The organism is Streptomyces sp. NPDC005775 (assembly GCF_042871565.1).
Taxonomy (GTDB): domain Bacteria; phylum Actinomycetota; class Actinomycetes; order Streptomycetales; family Streptomycetaceae; genus Streptomyces.
The window spans coordinates 104,109-125,623 of record NZ_JBIAIU010000002.1; the positions used below are offsets into that span (position 1 = coordinate 104,109).

The window sequence follows — 21,515 nt, forward strand, 5'->3', positions numbered from 1 at the left end:
CGGGGGGCGGTGGTGTACGACCATTCAGGTGACGGCCGTGACCCGCGCTCCCCCATCACCGCCCCGTGTCACCCACCACCGGCAGCTCCAGCACTCCGGTGTCCCCGGGAGCGCTGACGACCGTGACGGGCTTGATGCCGCGGTTGCCGAAGTACGCGCCGTCGCTGCCCGCGATCACGAATTCCAGCCGGTGCCCGGCCTCGTACCGGTGCACGATCCCCGGCAGCCGGACGGTGAAGGGGCGGGTCACATCGGGCACCCTGACCGGCGAGACGAGCCGGTTGACCAGCGTCTTGGCGCCGTCCGGCGCCACGTCGTACACCTTGGCGAACAGGACGAGCTTGTCGGAGGCGTCCCCGCTGTTCTGCACGCGCTCCGTCTTCGGCGAGACGACTTCGATCGTGGCCTCCGGGGCTCCGACCACATCGACCGCCGAGGCGAGCGGGGCGCTGGTCCAGCCGAGGTAGGTGCCCTTGGTGTCGTACGGCTTCGGGTCCGGCAGTCCGATGAGACCGGCGAGTGAGCTCTCCGAATGACTGGTGGGGAGCAGCCAGTTGGTGTACTGGCGGCTGCCGCGTGCGACCTCGGCGCGGTTGTCGACGAGCTTGCCGTCGCCGGAGAGGTACATCGTCCGCGTGAGGCCGGGGACGGCGTCCGCGGTGCCGTAGCCGCTCCGCCAGTCGCGGTAGTAGGCGAACTCGGGTCCGGTGTCCGCCGCCGGCTCGTGGCGGAGGTAGTGGCCGAACCAGGCGAGGATGCGGCCGCCGACGTAGCTGCTCTCCAGATTGCCCTGGGCCAGGTCGAGTTCGCCGTCCACCTGGCCGCCGCTGTGGCCCCACGCCTGCCAGATCATCTTGGCCGTGGTGCCCTGCGCCTTGAGCGTCCGGTACGTGGCGGTGGCCTCGTTGAGGTTGAACAGGGTGTCGGCCTGCCCCTGGATCAGGAGCGTGGGCGCCTTGACGCGGTTCAGGTACGAGACGGGCGAGACGCTGCGCGCGTAGTCGAGCATGGCGGCGGTCCTGTCGGCCGGGTAGCGGCCGGAGTTGAGGAACCGGATGGTGTCGCAGGCCTGCGCGGCGAAGTGGAGACAGTCCAGGCTGTTGAAGCGGGACGGGTCGAGGCTGGGGCTGAGGATCGTCTGCCCCTCCCCCATCAGGTAGAAGGCGTTGGTCCACTGCCATTTGAAGACACCGGCGGTGTCGGAGGAGACGCCCGTGGCCGCACCGGTGTTGTTGGGGGCGAGCGCGTAGCCGAGGTCGTTCCAGGTGATGAGCGGGACGAGGGCGTCGACGCGGGGGTCGACCGCCGCGGTGGCCATCTGGATGGCTCCGCCGTACGAACCGCCGATCATGCCGACCGTGGGGTCTCCGGGTGCGTCCTGGGTGACGAATTCGGCCCGGGTGCCGTCGTCGGCGGCGCGGGTTCCGCCGAGGAAGTCGATGAGCGCCGCCGCGGCCCTGCCGTCGGTCTTCGGATCGTCGAGCGTGATGAGGCAGCCGGACTTGCCGAAGCCGAGACCGGAGTAGACGAGTCCGGCGTAGCCGCGCGAGGCGAACGCCCTGCCGATGCCGTCGGTCGAACCGTCCGACTTGCTGCCGCCGAAGCCGTTGGTGGCGAGCACTGCGGGAACCGGGTGCTGGGCGTCGGCCCCGGCGGGGCGGTAGAGGTCGGCGTCCACGGTGCAGGAGCGGCCGCCCGCGGCCACGGTGAACTTCAGCGGGGTGACGGTGTATTCGGACGAGGCGGCCGTTCCCGCCTGCGCGGTCCCGGCGAGCGCGAGAGGGGCGGCGAGTGCGGCCCCGGCGACGAAGGCGAGTGTTCTGCGGGACAGCGGCTTCGACGACTTCGACCGGGACCGGAAGCGGGAACCGGAGACAGCACGCGACACGAGGACCTCCACACCGAGGACACCTTACCGACCGGTAAGTACTGGGCCGCGCCCATGCTGTGACACCGGTCATAGCCGTGTCAACGCCCAGGACGGTGATTCCTGAAGGCCGCTCAGCTTCCTCACATGCCCGGCTCCGTGCGGGGCCTCCGCCCACGCGCTCAGACCAGCGCCGGCACCTCGACGGTGAGGGTGGCCCGGCCGCCGTCGGCCGGGGCGTCGAGTACGGCCGGGACCCCGAGGGGGATCGTCAGCCCGGTGGGGCCGTGCCCGAAGCCGAGCTCCTCCACGACCGGGACGCCCAGCGGGCCCAGCCGGTCGGCGAGCACCGCCCGGACCTTCTCGTACGGTCCGCAGCCCGCCCACGAACCACAGGCCACCCCGGCCACCCCGTCGAGTGCCCCGGCCCGCGTCAGCTGGGTGAGGATGCGGTCGATGCCGTACGGGTCCTCGGTGGTGTCCTCGATGACCAGCAGTCCCCCTCGGGCCGTGGTGCGGGCGTGCGGGGTGGCCAGGTCGGCGGCGAGCAGGCTCACACAGCCGCCGTACGTGATGCCCCGGGCCCGCCCCGGGACCAGCGCTCTCGCGGCGTCGAGCCCCAGCGTCAGCACCGTCTCGGGCTCGAACAGGGTGGCCCGAAGCGACTCCTGGGTGCGCGGGTCCTTCAGGAAGGTCTCCGTGCCCACCATCGGGCCGTGCAGGGTGGCGAGCCCCGTCCGCAGGGCGAACGCCTCGTGGAGCACGGTGATGTCGCTGTAGCCGACGAAGACCTTCGGCCCGGCGGCCCGCATCGCCGCCCAGTCCACCAGATCGACCATGCGGTGGGCCCCGTACCCGCCGCGGGCGCAGATCACCGCGTCGACGGACGGATCGCACCAGGCGTCCTGGAGGTCGCGGGCCCGCATCTCGTCCGTACCACCGAGATAGGCCAACTCCGGGTGCGCGTCCAGTACGTGGGGCATCACGACCGGGTCGAGCCCCCAGTCGCGCAGCAGGTCGAGGCCGGGCTCCAGCCGGTCGACGGGCACCGGACCGCTCGGGGAGACGACGGCGACCCTGGCGCCCACGCGCAGCCGGGCGGGGCGGGTCAGGGGGACGAGGGTCACTTCCTCAGCTCCAGCCGGGGCACGTCGGTCCGCTCGACGCCGAACGTCTGGGCGTAGAGGGAGAGTTCGGCCTCCAGGGCGCTGATCATGGTTTCGGCGCGCCGGAACCCGTGCCCCTCGCCCGGGTAGGTGATGTAGGCGTGCGGGATGCCGCGCCCCTCGATCGCGGCCAGGAACCGCTCGCACTGTACGGGCGGGCAGATCGGGTCGTCCTCCCCCTGGAGGAGCAGGAAGGGGGTGGTGAGCCCGTCGGTGCGGCTGATCGGCGACCGCTCGCGGTAGCGGTCGGGGACCTCGGCGAGCGGACCGACCAGCGACTCCAGGTACTGCGATTCGAAGTCGTGGGTCTCGTCGGTGCCCCAGCCGGTCAGGTCCAGGATGGGGTAGATGATCGTGCCGCAGGCGTAGACGTCGGTTCCGGTCAGCGAGGCGGCGGTGGTCCATCCGCCGGCGCTGCCGCCCCGGACGGCGAGCCGCCGGGGATCCGCGATGCCCTCGGCCGCCAGCGCCCCGGCGACGGCGGCGCAGTCCTCCACGTCGACGACGCCCCACTGCTCGCGCAGCCGGTTGCGGTAGGAGCGGCCGTAGCCGGTGGAGCCGCCGTAGTTGACCTCGGCGACGCCGATGCCGCGCGAGGTGAAGTAGGCGATCTCCAGGTCGAGCACGAGGGCCGCGTGGCCGGTCGGGCCGCCGTGCGCCCACACCACGTAGGGCGGCAGTTCGTCGTCCGGGCCCGTCCGGTCGGGGCTGTGCGGCGGGTAGACCTGGGCGTGGATCTCGCGGCCGCCGGGGCCGGCGAAGGTGCGGACGAGGGGCACGGGGTAGTACGACGGGTCGACCGCGTCCTCGTGGGGGGCGCCGATGATCCGGGTGTGTCCGGTCGCCGTGTCCAGCTCCACGATCTCGTACGCGCTGTGCGGACTCGCCGCGATGCCGATGACGCGGCTGCCCTGCACGGCGAGGGTCTCGGCCCACTCGGTCCAGGGACCGGCGATGTCGACGAGGTCGCCCGTCTCCGGGTCGAGGATGCCGAGCGTGGTGGATCCCTTGCCGTGGAGTGCGGCGATCAGCCCGTTGTCCAGGGGGTGGAACCAGTTGAGCCCGATCTTCCACAGCGGCCCCGCGAACTCCTCCTCGCGGGGGCAGAGTCCGGTGACGTCGCCGCTGCGCGGATCGGCGCGGTAGAGGTTCCACCACCCGCTGCGGTCACTGGCGAACAGCAACTGTCCGCCGGTGGTCCACCGGATCTGCGGTACGGACTCCTCCGGGCCGCCCACGAAACGCCGGGCGTCGTGGAACGTGTCGTCCTCGCCGATGTCGGCGAGCATCACCTCGGTACCGTCCCACGGCATCCTCGGGTGGTCCCAGGCGATCCAGGCCGCGCGCCGCCCGTCGGGCGAGACCTCGGGGGCGGTGACGAAACGGTGGCGCCCGTCGGAGAGTTCGCGCACCGCGGACCGGTCACCGGCCGCCGAGCCGTCCAGCGGCACAGCGGCGAGCACCCTGCGCAAATCAGTGGGCCCGTCGCCGGTGAACTCCTCCAGGACACACCAGACCTCACCCGCCGCGCCCCGGCCCGGGTGCAGTCGCGGGTCGGCCCAGCGCAGTCCGCCACCGATCGCGGAGACGGGCGTCAGGGGCCACGGCGCGCTCGGCCCGTCGGGGGCGTAGGCGTACAGCCGCTGGTCGTCGAAGTGGACGAAGACGATCAGCGGGCCGCCCTCGGCGCGTTCGGTTCCGGCCCAGGGCCTTCCGCCGTATTCGATGACGCGGCTGCGGGCGTTCCACGGCGCGGGCAGTTCCGCGGTGGTGCCGTCCGCCGACCGGCGGATCAGCGCGCGCCGGCCGGCCTGGGACGGGCGCGGCTCCGTCCACCACAGCTCGTCGCCGACCGCTCCGACGTACTCGGGGCGGCCGTCGCGGGAGGCGGCAAGCGCGGCGTCGATCGGTGACGGCCAGCTTCCGTAGGCCCCAGTGGATTCCATGATCAATTCCCCCGAGTGGTTCAGGCGGTGCGCAGATAGTGGTCCAGGACCCGGACCCCGAAGTGCAGGGCGTCGACGGGGACGCGCTCGTCCACGCCGTGGAAGAGGGCCTGGTAGTCGAAGCCGACGGGCAGTTTCAGCGGCGAGAAGCCGTAGCCGGTGATGCCGAGCCGGGAGAACTGCTTGGCGTCGGTGCCGCCCGACATGCTGTAGGGCACGGCGTGGCCGTCCGGGTCGAACAGCTCGACGGCCGCGCGGAGTTTGGCGAAGGTGGGCGAGTCGACCGGCGCCTGGAGCGGCACCTCGCGGTGGTGGAACTCCCAGTCGACCGAGGGCCCCGTCAGCCGGTCCAGCGTGGCGTGGAACTCGTCCTCGCCACCGGGGACCATCCGGCCGTCGATGTAGGCGGTGGCGTGGCCCGGGATCACGTTGACCTTGTAACCGGCGTCCAGCATGGTCGGATTGGAGCTGTTGCGGACGGTCGGCCGGACGAGGTCGGCGGCCGGGCCGATTTTACCGAGGAGTTCGTCCACGTCGAAGCCGGGGGCGTCGAGGTCGGGGTGGATGCCGTGCAGGGCGGCGATCTCGGTGAGTGCGGCGCGGACGGTCGGGGTGAGGCGCACCGGCCATTCGTGCTCGCCGATCCGGGCGACGGCCGCGGCGAGCAGGCTGACCGCGTTCGCGCGGTTGACCTTGGAGCCGTGTCCGGCCTTGCCGTGCGCGGTGAGTTTGAGCCATCCGGTGCCGCGTTCGCCCGCCGCGATGGGGTAGAGCGGCAGGTTCGGCCCGGCGTGGAAGGTGAAGGCTCCCGATTCGCTGATGCCTTCCGTGCACCCCTCGAAGAGTGCGGCGTGCTGATCGGCGAGGAACCCGGAGCCGTCGTCGGCGCTGGCCTCCTCGTCCGCGGTGTACGCGATCACGATGTCGCGGCGGGGGCGGATGCCGGCCCTGGCCCAGTACCGGACGACGGCGAGGACCATCGCGTCCATGTTCTTCATGTCGATGGCGCCGCGGCCCCAGACGACTCCGTCGCGCACCTCGCCGGAGAAGGGGTGCACGCTCCAGTCGTCGGCCTCGGCCGGCACCACGTCCAGGTGGCCGTGGACCAGGAGCGCTTCCGCGGACGGGTCCGTGCCCGGGATGCGGGCGACCACGTTGGTACGGCCGGGGGTGCGCTCCAGCATCGCCGGTTCGAGTCCGGCGGCGGCCAGCCGCTCGGCGACGTACTCGGCGGCCGGGCGTTCGCGGCAGTCGCCGCCGCCCCGGTTGGTGGTGTCGATGCGGATCAGTTCCGAGGTGAACGTCACCGATTCGTCGAGCGCGAGCTCGTCGACGCTGTCCTGGGGGATGCTCGCCTCAGCCATACTGTTCCTCCACGGCGGACGACACGATGGTCGTCACCGCCTTGAACGTGCGGATACCTTCGTACATCGTCGCGCTCGTGTAGGCGACCCGCCTCTCGCCGCAGGGTGCCACGCCGGGCACGACGGTGGCCGCGGCGGCCAGGTGCTCCGCGTCGAACTCCAGCTCCACGGTGAACGGCCCGCCCTCCACCGGTGTGTACCGCCCGGCCAGCGCGGCCGCTTCCCCGGCCGCCGCACGGATGTCGGCGGCGGTACGGGCAGGGGTGCGGCAGACCGCCGCGTAGCGCGACACGTAGTCCTTGACGGCGACCGTCCGGGCGTCGGGGGCGTACCCCTTCGCGTCCACGCAGGTCAGGTCGTCGCCGGTGACGAGGACGACGGGGACGCCGTACTCCGCGGCCACATGGGCGTTGAGGAGCCCCTCGCTGGCCCTGGCCCCGTTCAGCCAGACGCCCGTGATGGAGTTGGCGAGGTAGGTGTGGGCCAGGACGCCCTCCGTACCGGCGCCCGTGTGGTAGCCGACGAAGGCGACGGCGTCGACGTCACCGTGCTGGATTCCCTCCACCATGCTGAGCGACTTGTGCTTGCCGGTGAGCATCTGGACCCGGTCGTCGAGCCGCTCCAGCAGCAGGTTGCGCATGGTCCAGTGGGCCTCGTTGACGAGCACCTCGTCGGCGCCCCCGTCGTAGAACCCGAGGGCGGCCGCGTTGACGTCCGAGGTGAACAGGGAGCGGCACCGCTCCCACTGCGGTGTGCCGGGCAGCACATCGGCCGGCCAGGTCACGCCGGTGGCGCCTTCCATGTCGGCGCTGACGAGGATCTTCATGCGGCCACACGGTACGCGTCGAAGAACGCGCAGGCCAGGGCCGCCGAGACCTCCAGAGGTCCACGCCAATGAAGGCCCCGGCCCCGGTGCGCGGCCGGGGCGCTTTCAGCCGGCGGAGGCGGTGCGGCGTTCGTGGACGCGCAGGTTCAGCGTGACGAGGTCGAGCAGCGGCGTGTCGACCGACAGGCCGCGGGCCCGTTCCACCAGGTCTCCGAAGACCTGCTCGGCCTCGGTCGGGGCGCCCTGGGCCACGTCGCGGTACAGCGAGGCAGTGAGGGGCGATCCGTCCGTGGTGAGCATCGTGGCGACGGCGTCGAGCTCCTTCTGCCGCACGGGGTGGCCGGCTGCGGCCGCGACGGCGGCGCATTCGGCCAGGAGGGCGGTCACGAAGCCCTGTCCGCCGGGAACGGCGCGGACGTCGCCGACCGTGCCGCGCATCAGACAGGTCAGCCCCGCCAGGGTGCTGATGAAGACCCACTTGCCCCACATCGCCGCGACGACGTCCGCGGACCGGTGCGTGTCGATGCCCGCGTCGGTGAGGACGGCGGCGACCGCCTCCACCCGTTCGGACGTGCCGCCCCGCTGCTCGCCGATCGTGAGGCTCGCGACGGGGGCGAGGCGCACGATGTCGCCTTCGGTGTTCAGCGTGGTGATGATCCTGGCGACCCCGCCCAGCACCGACTTCTCGCCGAACCGTTCGTTGAGCCGGGCCAGGTGCGCCATCCCGTTGAGGAGGGGCACGATCGCGGTGCCAGGTCCGACGGCCGGGGCGATGTCGTCGAGGGCCCCGTCCAGGGCGGTCGCCTTCACCGAGAGGAGTACCAGGTCGTAGGGGCCGGCGAGCCGGTCAGCCGTGACGAGCCGGGGCGTGAGCGTCTCCTCCTCCCCCAGCCCGGTGATGCGCAGCCCCCGCTCACGGAGGGCGGCGGCGCGGCGGGGACGGACCAGGAAGGTGACGTCCTTGCCCGCCCGGGCGAGCCGGGCGCCGAAGTAGCCGCCGGTGGCTCCCGCTCCTACGACCAGAATCTTCATGTACGTGCACCTTCCGCAAGCCGTGATCAGGGGTTCGGGGGTGAGGGAGGGGACCGCTCAGCCGCCGATGCGCAGGACCAGCTTGCCGGTCGACGTGCGCCCCTCCATCAGCAGGTGTGCGTCGGCGGCGTCCGAAAGTGCGAACTCGGCCGTCACGGGGAGGTCGACGTACCCGTCGGTCACGGCGCGGAAGGCGCGCTCGGCGACGGTGCGCAGGGTGGCGGGGTCGCTCGCGGCCAGCTCCAGGATCGAGAAGCCGGCCACCGACCTGCTCCCCGGGTAGAGCTCGCTCTGCCCGACGGCCCAGGGCTGTGCGCCGCTCGCGTTGCCGAAGGAGACCAGGCGCCCGAAGACGGCGAGCGCGTCGACGCCGCGGCGCAGCGTGTCCCCGCCGACGGAGTCGAGCACCAGGTCCACCCCCCGGCCGCCGGTGGCGCGGCGGACCTCGTCCGGGAAGGTGTCGCCGACGAACACCTCGTCGTAGCCGTGCGCCAGGGCGTACGCGGCCTTGGCCGCCGACGAGACCACGCCGTACACGGCTCCGGCGCCCGCGGTCCTGGCCAGTTGCCCGGCCACGGTGCCGACCCCTCCGGCCGCTCCCTGCACCAGCACGCTCTCGCCCGCCCGGAGCCGCCCGATCTCGTGCAGCAGGGCGTGCGCGGTCGGCAGCACGGTGGGGAGGGTGGCGCCGGTGCGCAGGTCCACACCGTCGGGGAGCGGGAAGACGGTCGCGGCCGGTGCGGCCACCACGTCCGCGTATCCGCCACCGTCGAGGAACGCGGCGACCTCCTGCCCGGCCCTCAGCCCTTCGACCCCGTCGCCGACGGCCCGCACCCGGCCCGAGACCTCCAGGCCCGGGACGAAGGGCAGTTCGGATACCCGGTACCCGACGGCCCTGGCCTTGAGGTCGGCGAAGTTGACGCCCGCGTAGGCCACGTCGATGGTGACCTGACCGGGGCCGGGCTCGGGGGCGGGTGTCTCGACCACGGTCAGCACCTCGGGGCCGCCGTATTCCTTGAACTCGATCGCACGCATGACGGACCGCCCCCTGGACGTAGTGTTCAACGAAAACCGAACACTCGAAGTGTAAGATATTCATCGAACACTCGGCAAGGGGCCACGGACGACGGGGAGCGCATCATGCCCAACCAGCCTGCGGGCAGCGGCCATCGCGCCGCTCCGGTACACACGGACCCCGCGGAGGTCTCCGTGCTCGGAGCCCTCTCCGCCCTCGCCGATCCGGTCCGCCTCCAACTGGTGCGCGACCTGGCGGGCTCCGATGACTGGACGCGCACCTGCGGGAGCTTCGACGTGCCGGTCGGCAAGGCCGCACTCAGCCATCACTTCACGGTGTTGCGCGGGGCGGGCCTGGTGGAACAGCGCGACACGGGTGCCAAGCGCGTCAACCGCCTGCGCCGCGAGGAGTTCGAAGCCCGCTTCCCGGGCCTGCTGGACCTGCTGCTGCGGGAGGACGACGCCTGAGACGGGAGCTCGCACGGATCGGGCACGGACCGGGCACGGAAAAGGGCCGGCACCCCGCAGTCGGGGTGCCGGCCCTTTTCCGTGGTCAGCGGCGCTTGGCGCCCTTCAACAGCTTCTCGATTTTGGCGAGTTCCTTGTCGCTGAAGTCGAGGTGACGGATCACCTCGACGCTGTTCTCCAGCTGGGCGACGCTGCTCGCGCCGACCACCGCCGAGGTGACCCGGCCGCCGCGCAGCACCCAGGCGAGCGCCATCTGGGCCAGCGACTGGCCGCGGTCGGCGGCCAGTTGGTTCAGCTCACGGAGTCGGCCGACCAGTTCCGGGGTGACCGAGTCGGCCGACAGGAACGGGCTGTTGCCCGCCGCCCGTGAGCCCTCCGGGATGCCGCGGAGGTAGCGGTCCGAGAGGACGCCCTGTGCCAGCGGCGAGTAGGCGATGGAGCCGATGCCCAGTTCGTCCAGGGCCGTGAGCAGGCCGTCCTCGACCCAGCGGTCCAGCATGGAGTACCGGGGCTGGTGGATGAGCAGCGGAGTGCCGAGGTCCTTCAGGATCCGGGCGGCCTCCCGCGTCTGCTCGGCGGAGTAGTTGGAGACACCCACGTACAGCGCCTTGCCCTGCTGCACCGCCGAGTGGAGGGCTCCCATCGTCTCTTCGAGCGGGGTCTCGGGGTCCGGCCGGTGGGAGTAGAAGATGTCGACGTAGTCGAGGCCGAGACGGGTGAGGCTCTGATCCAGCGAGGAGAGGAGGTTCTTGCGCGATCCCCACTCCCCGTACGGGCCGTCCCACATCAGGTAGCCCGCCTTGGTGGACACGATGATCTCGTCCCGGTGCCGGGCGAAGTCCGTCCCCAGCGCACGGCCCATCGCGGTCTCGGCGGAGCCGGGCGGCGGACCGTAGTTGTTCGCCAGGTCGAAGTGGGTGATGCCGAGGTCGAACGCCCGGCGGAGGATCTGGCCCTGGGACTCCGGCGTCCGGTCACCGCCGAAGTTGTGCCACAGACCGAGCGAGAGGGCGGGCAGCTTCAGACCGCTGCGCCCGGTGCGCCGGTACGGCATGTCCTGGTAGCGGTCGGCGGACGGGATGTACATGCGGGCTCCACGGGAGAGATCGTTCAGGTTCGCGACGGGGCACGACGTGCGGAGTCCAGGTTCGCGCACAACGATCCAGCAGTCCAACAGGAGATTCCGCTGGGATTCAGCGCCTATATTTCTCAATCATGGAGTTGCGCCAGCTGGAACATTTTGTCGCCGTCGCCCAGGAACGCCATTTCACCCGGGCCGCCGAGCGCGTCGCCGTGTCGCAGTCCGGGCTGTCCGCCTCCGTCCGCGCCCTGGAGCAGGAGCTGCGGACCCCGCTGTTCAGCCGGACCACCCGCAGCGTGCGGCTGACCGAGGCGGGGCGCGCCCTGCTGGTGGAGGCCGAACGCACGCTGGCGGGCGCGCGGGCCGCGAAGGACGCCGTCGACGCCGTACGGGGGCTGCTGCGCGGGACCCTGTCGGTGGGCGTGGAGCAGTGTGTGGCCGGGCTGAACCTGCCGCGGCTGCTCGCCGCCTTCCACCGCGAGCACCCGCACATGGAGATCCGGCTCCGCCAGGAGGGGACGACGAACCTGGTCGACGGGGTGGCCGGCGGCCGGCTGGACATCGCCTTCGCCGCCACGGTCTCCCCGGTGGAGTGGCGCGGCGAGCTGGTTCCGCTGGCCCGTGAGCCCATGGTCCTGCTGTGCGCGCCCGGACACCGGCTGGCCCCGGCGGACCGGGTCGGGTGGGAGGAGCTGGCCGGTGAGGCGTTCATCGACTTCCATCCGGACTTCGGGCCGCGCCGCGCCGCCGACGAGGCGTTCGCGACCGCGCGGGTGCGCCGCACGGTGGCGCTGGAGGTCAACGACGTCCACACCCTGCTGGAGCTGGTGCGCGAGGGGCTCGGTATCGCGGTGGTGCCGCACCACTTCTCCCGCAAGCCCGAGGCGCGCTGTCTGGTGGCGGTGCCGCTCGACGGGGCGGACCAGCCGTACTACGAGAGCGTCGTGGTGCTGCCGACGGCGCAGGCGATGAGCCCCGGAGCGAGGGCGCTGATGGCGCTCGTACGGGAGGGGACCGGGCCCTGAGGCGCGCTGGTCAGCCGCCCAGCACCTCGGCGACCGCCCCGTCGTCCTGGGCGACCCCACTGCAGCTGTCGCTCGCCTTCGACGTGTCCCGGGCCCTGATCGCCTGCCGCCGTGGTGCTCCTCGGCCGGGTCGAGGACGTCGCGGCGAGGCGGAGACCGGTGCTGCTGCCCTGACTGGGCGCCCCAGCGCCGGGCGGACTCCACGCCCGGGGCGGGGGCGCGCCCCGGATCAGCGGGCGGCCAGGACGAACCACCGCGCCGGCAGGTCGATCCGGGTTCCGTCGGGCAGGTACTCGGTCTGCGGCAGTACCGTGTCACCGCTGTCCAGGGTGGTCAGCCCCGCCGCCCGCAGCACCTCCGGCACCTCCGCCTCGGTGGCGCTCGCCGGTTTCAGCCCGTGCTCGAAGACCCGCCGCAGCTTCTCGGGCGGCCCCTCCGGGCCCTTCGCGGCCTGCTGCAGCACGTCCTTCGAGGACGGGGTCAGCTCGGCGACGAACGCCCGGCCCCGCTTCCCCAGCAGCGTCGCCACAGCCGCCGCGACCGCCGGCCTGGCCTCGGGTTCGCTCTGGTGGATGACCGCCCGCATGTAGACGTTCGTATCGCCGATCCGCTCACGCAGGGCGCGCACCGCGTCGCCGTCGACGAGGTCCAACTGGAGGAACTCGGCGACACCTTCCGGGTCCGCACGCCGGGCATGACCGACCGCCGCGTGCGAGAGGTCCACACCTATCGCGTGGGCGAACCGGGTGGCGAGATAGCGGGTCTGGGTGCCGTTTCCGCAGCCGAGGTCGACGATGGGGAGCGAGGCGTCCGCGTACGGCAGGAGCAGTGCGCTGTGCGGAACGGCGCTCAGCGAGGGGGCGGCGTCCCAGATCGCCTCGCCGGGTGCGTCCGAGGTGGTCGACCAGAAGCCTTCCCACGCCTCGCGATACTGCTGTGACACGTCCATGCGCGCTCCCAAGTCCGGCCGCCCCGATGCTTTTTCGTCAGCACCGGACTACCGTCCCCCGCCGCCCGGGGCAAGAGTGCGTGCGGCGTCGGCCTCGTGGTGAACGGCTACCCGGTGAACGGCGCCTTCACCAGGAGCTCGGCCGGGGGCGCGGAACGCGGGAGAGCGCCAGTTCGAACCAGACGGTCTTGCCGTGCCCCGTGGTACTCGTGCCCCATTCCCGGGCGAAGCTGCTCACGAGGGCCAGTCCGCGGCCGGACTCGTCGTACGGCGTGGCGCCCAGCAGCGTGGCGGGGGCGGGCTCGTCGTCGCTGACCTCGCACAGCAGCGCGCCGGTGCGCACCAGCCGGAGCCCGATGTGATGGACACGGCCGTGCTTCACGGCGTTGGTGACGAGCTCGCTGACCATCAGCTCGGCCGCCTCCACGGCGTCGGGCAGATCCCAGTCGAGGAGCCTGCCGCGTACCAGCCGACGGGCCCGGGCCACCTCCCTCGGATCCAGCGCCAGTTGCCACTCGGCGACGTCGTCGTCCGGGATGCCGTTGAGCCGGGCCATCAGCAGGGCCACATCGTCCTTGCGGCCGCCGCTGGGGTTCAGGGCCCTGATGATCGTGTCGCAGGCGTCGTCCATCGACGCGGCAGGATGGGCGGCGGAGGCGCAGAGGGCCGCCAGACCCGCCCCGATGTCCTGGCCGCGCACCTCGACCAGGCCGTCGGTGCACAGCACCAGCCGGTCACCGGGCCGCACCCGCACGGTGGCGGTCTCGAAGGCGACGCCGCCGACGCCGATCGGTGCGCCGGTCGGCAGGTCGAGCAGTTCGGCCCGGCCGTCCTCGGCGCGGACCAGCACGGGCGGGATGTGCCCGGCGTTGGCGATCTGCAGCTCGGAGCGGATGGGGTCGTAGACCGCGTAGAGGCAGGTCGCGAGGTACTGCTCACCGAGACGCTGGGCCAGGTCGTCGAGGTTGCGCAGCACGTGGGCGGGCGGCATCTCCATCATGGCCATGGTCAGCACGGCGGTCCGTAACTGGCCCATCATCGCAGCCGAGTTGAGGCCGTGACCCATCACGTCACCGACGACGAGCGCGGTCCGGGAGCCGGGGAGCTTCACCGAGTCGAACCAGTCGCCCCCGACCCTGCCGAGCCGGGCGCCGGGCAGGTAGCGGGTGGCAATGTCGCAGCCCGCCATGCGCGGTTCGATCTGCGGCAGCATGCTGTCCTGGAGGGTCTCGGCGACGTTCTCCTGGTAGGTGTACATGCGGGCGTTGTCGAGGACGAGCCCGGCCCGGGCGGCGAGTTCGGCGCCCGTGGTGCGGTCCATGTCGTCGAAGGGTTCGCGGCCGGGGCGGCGCATCAGCACCATGAAGCCGAGCACCACGTCTCGGGCCTTGAGGGGGACGATGAGCAGGGAGCGGTGAGTGATCAGGGGCCGCAGGTCGCGCTTCTCGAACTCGCCCGAGATCCGGTTGCTCAACTCCTCGCTGACGTAGGGGACGATGACCGGTTCGCCGGTGACCATGCACTGGAAGAACGGCGTGTGCTCGGGGAAGGCGATGGACTCGCCGACGGGGACGGTGTCGTCCCATCGCCCCGGTTCGTCGTTGTGCTCGACCCAGACGCGGTGCCAGATCGTCGTGACGTCCGGCGGGCCGTCCGGGAAGCCCTCACCGGCCAGGACCGCGGCGCGCAGATGCGTACCCGCGAAGTCGGTGAATCGGGGAACGGCGGCGCTGGTGACCTCGCGGATGGTCCGCTCCAGGTCGAGTGAGGTGCCGATGCGGCCGCTGACCTCGTTGAGGAACTCCAGCCGCTCGCGGACCGCCGCGTATTCGAGGTCCAGCTCGGGGCGGGGTGCGGTGTGCGGGACGGACGTGTCCCCGGCCGCGCGCTGCCGGCTGTCGGCGCCACGCCGCCCGGTGCGTCTCGGCACACCCCAGTCGGGGGTCACCGGAACCCGCTCGTGGCGACTGAACTCCAGGACGGGATAGCCGAGTTCGAGGACCTGGGAGACGATCCTGGTGGCTTCCTGGACGCTCATGCTGGGCAGGATCTCGGGCAGCCGTGAGGAGAGCTCCCGGTATCCGGGAAAGTCGGTGTGCAGGGCGAACCCGGGGGCGATCGTCTCGTCGTCCCGGCCCTCGCCCTGCCCGTCGCCCCGCAGCGACGCGGAGTCCGCGGCGAGCACCAGCAGGCGCTCGGGGCCGGGTCCGACCAGCGGATAGGCCCACCACAGCACGTCGATCCGCCCGCGGCCCGATGCGTCGACGCGGGCCCGGCCCGCCGCCGGGTAGGCGACGGTGCCGCTGAGCGAGCTGCCGAGTTCGGGGCCGAACTCGACGTACGCCGTGTCCGGCAACGGGTCACCACTCCGCCGCAACGCCCCCGCCACCGGCAGGAGTTCACCCGCCGGGCAGCCGACGGCGTCCTCCCGGGCAACTCCGAAGAGTTTCCGCGCACCGGTGGACCAGTGCGAGACGAGTCCGTCCCCGTCGACGACGACCACGGCGAGCGGCACGCGGCCCGCCGCGGTGTCGGTCTGTGGTGTCCTCTGCGGCGGCACACCGAGGTCCATGGGCGGAAGGCTCCTTCCTCACCGCAAGGTTCTGCGGTCCGTGCGTGCGTCCACGGTACGGCCCCGCGTCCGGCGTCGCGGGTCATCGGCGCAATCACCCCCGAGGGGGTGGTGCGCCCCGCGTGACCGTACCGGACCGCGCCACCGGGCCGGGGGTGAACCGGAACGGTGGCAGGTCCCGCGCCGCGCGGCCGGGGAACCTCTCCCTCAGTCCTCGTGGCCGAGCTGGAGGTCCCGTTCGGTGCGCCCGCCGCCCGCGACCTGGAGCACGGTGGCGACCGGCGGATATCCAGCGGCGATCACGGTGTACTCCCCCGTGGAGAGGTCGACGAAGCGGAACGAGCCGTCGGGCCCGGTGGTCAGCGTGTCGACCACGTTGCCCGCCGCGTCCAGGAGCGTCACCCGGGCGTCCTCGACGGGCCGTCCGCCACTCGCGCGGACGATCCCGCGCAGTACCGCGCCGCCGGCCAGTTCGATGTCCTGCCGGGTCTCCCGGGCCGCCTGGACGCTGACCGGCAGCGCGGCGGGCCGGAAGGCGGGTGCGGAGGCGGCGAGGGTGTACTCCCCCGCGACCAGTTCCGTGATCACGTACCCGCCCTCGCGCCCGCTGCGGGTGGAGGAGACGACTTCGCCGCGTACATCGGTCAGGGTGACGGCCGCGTCCCGTACGGGCACACCGTCCGCCGTCACGACGGTGCCGGCCAGCCGCCCGGCGCCGCCGAGCACCACGTCGAGTTCCACGGGCCGTTCGCCCACCGTGACGCTCACGGCCTGTGGCTGGTGGCCGCCCGCGGCGGCGATGAGGACGTACGAGCCGGCCCCGGGCACGCTCATCGCGTACCGTCCCTCGTCCCCGCTGGCACCCCTGCCGACCTGCTGCCCCTGGACGTCGATGAGGGTGAGGGCGGCGCGCGGGACCTTCGTTCCGTCGGGGTGCTGGACGCTGCCGCAGACCGGCACCCCGGAGAGGTAGCCGGTGGTGGGGGCTGCTGGATCGGTGCGGGCGGAGGGGATGGTCGCGGGGTCGGCTGCGGTTTCGGGGCTGTGGTGGGACACCAGCGGTTTCTCCTTGAGGAAGAAGGCGAAGAACAGGCCGAGCACGAGGACCGGCACGAGGTAGAGGAAGATCCGGGGCATCGCGTCGGCGTACGCCTGGATGTAGGCGTCCCGCAGCGCGGGCTCCATCGCGTGGACCAGTTGCGGCGTGATCGACTCCGGGTCGGGCAGACCGGCCCCCGAGGGCAGCCGCACGGCGAGCGCGTCGGCCAGCCGTCCGGCGAAGAGCGTGCCGAACACGGCGGCGCCGACGCTGCCGCCGATCTGCCGGAAGTAGTTGTTGGCACTGGTGGCGGTGCCGAGGTCGGCGGGGCGTACGGAGTTCTGCACGGCGAGCACCAGCACCGGCATGATCAGCCCGATCCCGAGACCGAGGACGGCCTGCGCGATGCTGCACTCGAGGCGCGGGGTGTCCGTTTCGAGCCGCGACAGCAGCCACATGCCCACCGCGGAGATCGCGCTGCCCGCGATCGGGTAGACGCGGTAGCGGCCGGTACGGGAGATCAGCTGGCCGGAGACGACGGAGGCGCCGACGATGCCGCCCATCATCGGGAGCATCAGCAGCCCGGACTCGGTGGCGGTGGCCCCGTCGACCATCTGCAGGAACGTCGGCAGATAGCTGGCGGCGCCGAACAGCGCCACCCCGACGACCGCACCGACGAGGGCGGTGACGTTGAAGATCGAGTCCCGGAACAGCCGCAGCGGGATGATGGGTTCGGGGGCGCGGTGCTCGACGGCGAGGAACAGCAGAGTCGTTCCGGCGGCTCCGGCGGCCAGCCCCAGGATGGTGCGCGACCCCCACGCGTACTCCGTCCCGCCCCAACTGGTCAGCAGGACGAGGCAGGTGGAGGCGGCGGCCAGCAGCACGGCGCCGAGAATGTCGAGACGCGGCCGGACCGAGGGCTTGGGGAGCTTCAGCACGACGGTGATGACGACGAAGGTCACCAGGCCGAACGGGACGTTGATGTAGAAGCACCAGCGCCACGAGGCGTGGTCGGTGAAGAAGCCGCCGAGCAACGGCCCCGCCACGGACGCGAGCCCGAAGGCCGCACCGATGAGTCCCATGAACCGGCCGCGTTCCCGGGGCGGTACGACGTCCGCGATGATCGCCTGGACACCGATCATCAACCCGCCGCCGCCGACGCCCTGGAGGGCGCGGAAGGCGATCAGTTCGTCCATGGTGCGGGACCAGCCGGCCAGTGCGGAGCCGACGATGAAGACCACGATCGCGAACTGGAAGACGCTCTTGCGGCCGAAGAGGTCGCCGAGCTTGCCGTAGATCGGGAGACCGATGGTCGAGGCGAGCAGATAGGCGGTCACCGCCCAGGACATCTTCTCCAGGCCGTGCAGCTCGCCGACGATCTTCGGGAGGGCGGTGGCGACGATCATCTGGTCGAGCGCCGCGAGCAGGAGCGTGAGCATCAGCCCGACGAAGACGAGCCGGATGCGGCGGGGGTCCGCCCCGTCAACGGCCGGGGCCGGGGCCGCGTGCTCCGTCACGGCGGACGGCGAAGGAGGCGGGACGGCCATCGGCACCGTCTCGGTGCTCTCCGTACCGCCGGGCTCGTCCTTCACCAGCGTGATCCCACCCACCACGTGCCGCTCCCCTCGTCGCACTGCCGCCGCCCATTTCTCGCATTGCGCGACAAGCGAGGGCAAACGTGACGAGGGGGCGCTGACGGCGCGCTCAGGGGGCTTATCCCCCGGTGGGAGCCACTACGGCGCACAACCGACGGGCCGAAAAGACCACCCGAACCGGTGAGGCCGGGGAACTCGGCCGGGGACTACTTCTCCACCTCGGCCGCGAGGTTCTGCAGCAGTTCGTCGTAGATGCGGCCAAGTCCCTTGGGGGCGAAGGTCTTCTCGAAGAAGCCACCGACACCGCCGGCGCCGTTCCACACGGTGGAGACGACGACCTTGGACTTGCCCTCACCGGCGGGGGTGACGGTCCAGGTCGTGACCATCGAGGAGTTGCGGTCCTTCTCCACGAGCTGTCCGTCGCTCGGCTCGCCGACCTCCAGCAGGCAGTCGCGCACCCGCTTGCTGGTGGCCTGGAGCTTCCAGTGGACGAGGGTTCCCTCGCCGTCGCCGCCCTCCCGGACCTCGTACTCGCTGAAGTGGCCGGGCAGCACCTTGCCGCGGACGTCCTTGTAGTCGGCCAGCGCGTCGAACACCGTCTCCGCGTCCGCCGCGATGATCCGCTCTGTCGTGGCCTCGACCTGCGCCATGGCTGTTCCTCCAGCACTCGGTTGTTCGGGGTGTGCTGAGCCAACCACCTCGGCAGCCCGGCTCAAAATCCGGCCCGGGACGAAGGGGAGAAAACGATCAAGGGAACAAGTGTTCTATTCTCGGGTCAGTGCTACCGAGGAGGCGTCCATGCGCTGGGACAATCTGGCCGATAACCCCGCCGAAACCACCAAAACCGGTACCGGTGCGTTGTTCGCCGCCGAAGCGGTGACGACCCGGACCTTCGACACCCCCGAATTCAGGGGGATCACCTTCCACGAGATCCGGGCCCGCTCGATCGTGAACCGCGTGCCCGGTGCGTCCCGGATGCCGTTCGAATGGACCGTCAATCCCTACCGGGGCTGCAGCCACGCCTGTGTCTACTGCTTCGCCCGCAAGACCCACAGCTATCTGGACCTCGACACCGGGATCGGCTTCGACTCGCAGATCGTGGTCAAGACCAACGCCCCGGAGCTGGTGCGCCGGGAGATCGCCTCCCCCCGCTGGCACGGCGCGCACATCGCGATGGGCACCAACGTCGACTGCTACCAGCGGGCCGAGGGCCGCTACCGGCTGATGCCCGGCATCCTCACCGCCCTGCGCGACCACGCGAACCCCTTCTCGATCCTCACGAAGGGGACGCTGATCCTGCGCGACCTGGAGGTGCTGCGGCAGGCGGCCGAGGTCACCGAGGTCGGCGTCTCGGTCTCCGTGGGCTTCACCGATCCCGAACTGTGGCGGACCGTGGAGCCCGGCACACCCTCCCCGGAGCGACGCCTCGACGTCGTACGCGCGCTCAGCGAGCACGGCATCGGCTGCGGGGTGCTGATGGCGCCCGTCATCCCGTACCTCGGCGACCGGCCGGAGCAGCTGCGGGAGACGGTCCGCGCGATCGCCGCCGCCGGCGCGACGTCGGTGACCCCGCTCGTCCTTCATCTGCGCCCGGGCGCCCGGGAGTGGTTCATGGAGTGGCTCGGCAGGCACCACCCGCACCTGGTACGGCGGTACGAGCGGCTGTACGCGGACGGCGCCTACGCACCCACGTGGTACCAGCGCCGCATCACCCGGCTCGTGCACGAGCTGGCCACGGAGTACGGCATCGGCCCCTCGCACCGCGGCACGGCGCGCGGCTTCCGCGAGGGCGGCGAGCCGCAGACCCCGCCGCCCGGATCCGGGCCCACCCAGCTGACGCTGCTCTGACCGGCGCCCCGGACGGCAAACGGGTCATCTCTCACCGGATCGGGTCCTTCCGTCCCTGAATACGGGGAGCATCCGGCGGGGGCTGCGCCGCGCGCAGCCGTGTTCCCCACCACGGGAGGCCATATGACGAACCGTTCAGGATTTCTGTTCGCCGCCGTCGGGGCGACGGTCGCGGGTCTGGTGACCGCGGCACCGTCACCGGCGAGCGCGGACAGCGACGCGCAGCGCGTCGCACCGCTGAAGTGGACCGCCTGCTCGACCCGGTCGTCCCCGACGCTCCAGTGCGCGACGGTGCGCTCGCCGCTCGACCACGACGATCCGTCGGGCCGCCAGGTCACCCTCGCCCTGACCCGGGTGCCGCACACGGCGAAGACGTTCCAGGGACCGCTGCTGGTCAATCCGGGCGGGCCCGGCGGCAGCGGTCTGTCCATGGCCGGTTTCGTCGCCGACTCCCTGCCGAAGGCGGTCGCCGCCCAGTACGACGTGATCGGGTTCGACCCGCGCGGTGTGGGCAGGAGCCGGCCGGCGCTGGACTGCGTACCGAAGTACTTCGACCCGGTACGGCCCGACCCGGTGCCCCACTCCCTCCGGGACGAGCAGGTCAACCGTGACCGCGCCCGCGGTTTCGCGGCCGCCTGCGGCGAGAAGTACCCCGGCCTTCTCCCGTACATGGACACGGTCAGCGCGGCCGAGGACCTCGACGTGATCCGCCTCGCGACCGGCTCGCGGCAGCTCAACTACCTCGGCTACTCCTACGGCACCTACCTGGGCGCGGTGTACGCCAAGCTGTTCCCGGACCGCGTCCGGCGCCTGGTCCTCGACTCGAACGTGGACCCGGACGGGGTCTGGTACGACGACAACATCAGCCAGGACTACGCGTTCGACACCCGCCACAAGGCGTTCGCCGCCTGGGTGGCGAAGTACGACGCCACGTACGGGCTCGGCAGCGACCCGGCCAAGGTCGAGGCGGCCTGGTACCGGATGCGGGAGGCGGTCAGGAAGCACCCCGCGGGCAAGAAGGTCGGCGCGGGCGAACTGGACGACACGTTCCTGCCCGGCGGCTACTACAACGGGTACTGGCCGGCGCTCGCCGGGGCGTTCGCGGCCTATGTGAACGACAAGGACGACAAGGCCCTGGTCAAGGCGTACGAGCGCTTCGGCGCGGTCGACGCGGAGGGCGACAACGGGTACTCGGTCTACTCGGCCGTGCAGTGCCGGGACGCGCGGTGGCCGGCCGACTGGAACGTCTGGCGCAACGACAGCCGACGGGTCCACGCCAAGGCCCCGTTCATGACGTGGGGCAACACCTGGTACAACGCCCCGTGCGCCGACTGGCCGGTGGAGCCGCTGAATCCGGTACGGGTCTCCAACCACCGGCTGCCGCCGGTGCTGCTCTTCCAGGCGACGGACGACGCGGCCACGCCGTACGAGGGAGGCGTCACCCTGCACCGCAAGCTCAAGGGCTCCAGCCTGGTCGTCGAGGAGGGCGGCGCCAACCACGGTGTGACGCTGAGCGGCAACGACTGCCTGGACCGCTACCTGACGGACTACCTGGCCAAGGGCACGGTGCCGCGCGGCAAGGGCGGCGACGTGGACGCGGTCTGCGCGAAGACCCCCGATCCGAAGCCGCCGGCCGCCAAGCTCGCGCGCCCGGCGTCCCGTACGGACGCGAACGACCGCGGCAGCACACTGCACGGGCTGCTCGGCTTCCGGGGCTGACGCC

General features: G+C 71.9%; 16 protein-coding genes. 4 read left to right on the forward strand and 12 right to left on the reverse strand.

Going from position 1 to position 21,515, the window contains the following annotated elements:
- Positions 1 to 55: 55 nt before the first annotated feature.
- The 7 genes from ACFYPA_RS04180 to ACFYPA_RS04210 form a co-directional block, all read right to left on the reverse strand.
- Complete coding sequence (locus ACFYPA_RS04180) at positions 56 to 1,831, reverse strand: CocE/NonD family hydrolase (protein WP_359317941.1); 1,776 nt, start codon at positions 1,829 to 1,831, stop codon at positions 56 to 58.
- A 218-nt stretch (positions 1,832 to 2,049) separates the two neighbouring features.
- Positions 2,050 to 2,994, reverse strand: a complete 945-nt coding sequence (locus ACFYPA_RS04185) for an LD-carboxypeptidase (RefSeq protein ID WP_359084662.1) — start codon at positions 2,992 to 2,994, stop codon at positions 2,050 to 2,052.
- Positions 2,991 to 4,979 carry a prolyl oligopeptidase family serine peptidase gene (locus ACFYPA_RS04190; protein WP_359084663.1) on the reverse strand — a complete coding sequence of 663 codons (1,989 nt, stop codon included), beginning with the start codon at positions 4,977 to 4,979 and terminating at the stop codon, positions 2,991 to 2,993. The genes ACFYPA_RS04185 and ACFYPA_RS04190 overlap by 4 nt, the downstream gene beginning before the upstream one ends.
- A gap of 20 nt (positions 4,980 to 4,999) precedes the next feature.
- Positions 5,000 to 6,343: a M20/M25/M40 family metallo-hydrolase gene (locus ACFYPA_RS04195; protein WP_359084664.1), complete on the reverse strand. Its 1,344-nt coding sequence runs from the start codon at positions 6,341 to 6,343 to the stop codon at positions 5,000 to 5,002.
- Positions 6,336 to 7,169, reverse strand: coding sequence for a M55 family metallopeptidase (locus tag ACFYPA_RS04200; protein ID WP_389129377.1), 834 nt, complete (start codon positions 7,167 to 7,169; stop codon positions 6,336 to 6,338). Before ACFYPA_RS04200 ends, ACFYPA_RS04195 begins: the two co-directional genes overlap by 8 nt.
- 105 nt (positions 7,170 to 7,274) lie before the next feature.
- Positions 7,275 to 8,201 carry a ketopantoate reductase family protein gene (locus ACFYPA_RS04205; protein ID WP_359352224.1) on the reverse strand — a complete coding sequence of 309 codons (927 nt, stop codon included), beginning with the start codon at positions 8,199 to 8,201 and terminating at the stop codon, positions 7,275 to 7,277.
- 57 nt (positions 8,202 to 8,258) lie between these two features.
- Positions 8,259 to 9,236 carry a zinc-binding dehydrogenase gene (locus ACFYPA_RS04210; protein WP_359352226.1) on the reverse strand — a complete coding sequence of 326 codons (978 nt, stop codon included), beginning with the start codon at positions 9,234 to 9,236 and terminating at the stop codon, positions 8,259 to 8,261.
- Between the two features lie 105 nt (positions 9,237 to 9,341).
- Between ACFYPA_RS04210 and ACFYPA_RS04215 the strand changes: the two genes are divergently transcribed.
- Positions 9,342 to 9,683: a transcriptional regulator gene (locus tag ACFYPA_RS04215; RefSeq protein ID WP_359084668.1), complete on the forward strand. Its 342-nt coding sequence runs from the start codon at positions 9,342 to 9,344 to the stop codon at positions 9,681 to 9,683.
- A gap of 85 nt (positions 9,684 to 9,768) precedes the next feature.
- Here the strand turns inward: ACFYPA_RS04215 and ACFYPA_RS04220 are convergent, their stop codons facing one another.
- On the reverse strand, positions 9,769 to 10,770 hold the full coding sequence (locus ACFYPA_RS04220) for an aldo/keto reductase (RefSeq protein ID WP_359317805.1): 1,002 nt from the start codon (positions 10,768 to 10,770) through the stop codon (positions 9,769 to 9,771).
- 128 nt (positions 10,771 to 10,898) lie between these two features.
- On the opposite strand from ACFYPA_RS04220, the gene ACFYPA_RS04225 reads away from it, so the two are divergent.
- Complete coding sequence (locus ACFYPA_RS04225) at positions 10,899 to 11,789, forward strand: LysR family transcriptional regulator (RefSeq protein WP_389129381.1); 891 nt, start codon at positions 10,899 to 10,901, stop codon at positions 11,787 to 11,789.
- Between the two features lie 229 nt (positions 11,790 to 12,018).
- On the opposite strand, the gene ACFYPA_RS04230 is transcribed toward ACFYPA_RS04225, so the two are convergent.
- The 4 genes from ACFYPA_RS04230 to ACFYPA_RS04245 all read right to left on the reverse strand — a co-directional run bounded on the left by ACFYPA_RS04230 (position 12,019) and on the right by ACFYPA_RS04245 (position 18,594).
- The gene (locus tag ACFYPA_RS04230) at positions 12,019 to 12,738 is read right to left on the reverse strand and encodes a class I SAM-dependent methyltransferase (RefSeq protein ID WP_359084671.1); all 720 of its coding nucleotides are present in this window, start codon (positions 12,736 to 12,738) and stop codon (positions 12,019 to 12,021) included.
- 127 nt (positions 12,739 to 12,865) lie between these two features.
- Complete coding sequence (locus tag ACFYPA_RS04235; RefSeq protein ID WP_389129384.1) at positions 12,866 to 15,310, reverse strand: SpoIIE family protein phosphatase; 2,445 nt, start codon at positions 15,308 to 15,310, stop codon at positions 12,866 to 12,868.
- Between the two features lie 207 nt (positions 15,311 to 15,517).
- On the reverse strand, positions 15,518 to 17,962 hold the full coding sequence (locus ACFYPA_RS04240; RefSeq protein ID WP_359317797.1) for an MFS transporter: 2,445 nt from the start codon (positions 17,960 to 17,962) through the stop codon (positions 15,518 to 15,520).
- A 188-nt stretch (positions 17,963 to 18,150) separates the two neighbouring features.
- Positions 18,151 to 18,594 carry an SRPBCC family protein gene (locus ACFYPA_RS04245; protein WP_359084675.1) on the reverse strand — a complete coding sequence of 148 codons (444 nt, stop codon included), beginning with the start codon at positions 18,592 to 18,594 and terminating at the stop codon, positions 18,151 to 18,153.
- 148 nt (positions 18,595 to 18,742) lie between these two features.
- On the opposite strand from ACFYPA_RS04245, the gene ACFYPA_RS04250 reads away from it, so the two are divergent.
- Positions 18,743 to 19,792, forward strand: coding sequence for an Rv2578c family radical SAM protein (locus ACFYPA_RS04250; protein ID WP_359317795.1), 1,050 nt, complete (start codon positions 18,743 to 18,745; stop codon positions 19,790 to 19,792).
- 123 nt (positions 19,793 to 19,915) lie between these two features.
- Positions 19,916 to 21,511 (forward strand): alpha/beta hydrolase, encoded by a 1,596-nt coding sequence (locus ACFYPA_RS04255; protein ID WP_359317792.1) that lies wholly within the window; start codon positions 19,916 to 19,918, stop codon positions 21,509 to 21,511.
- Positions 21,512 to 21,515 lie beyond the last annotated feature (4 nt).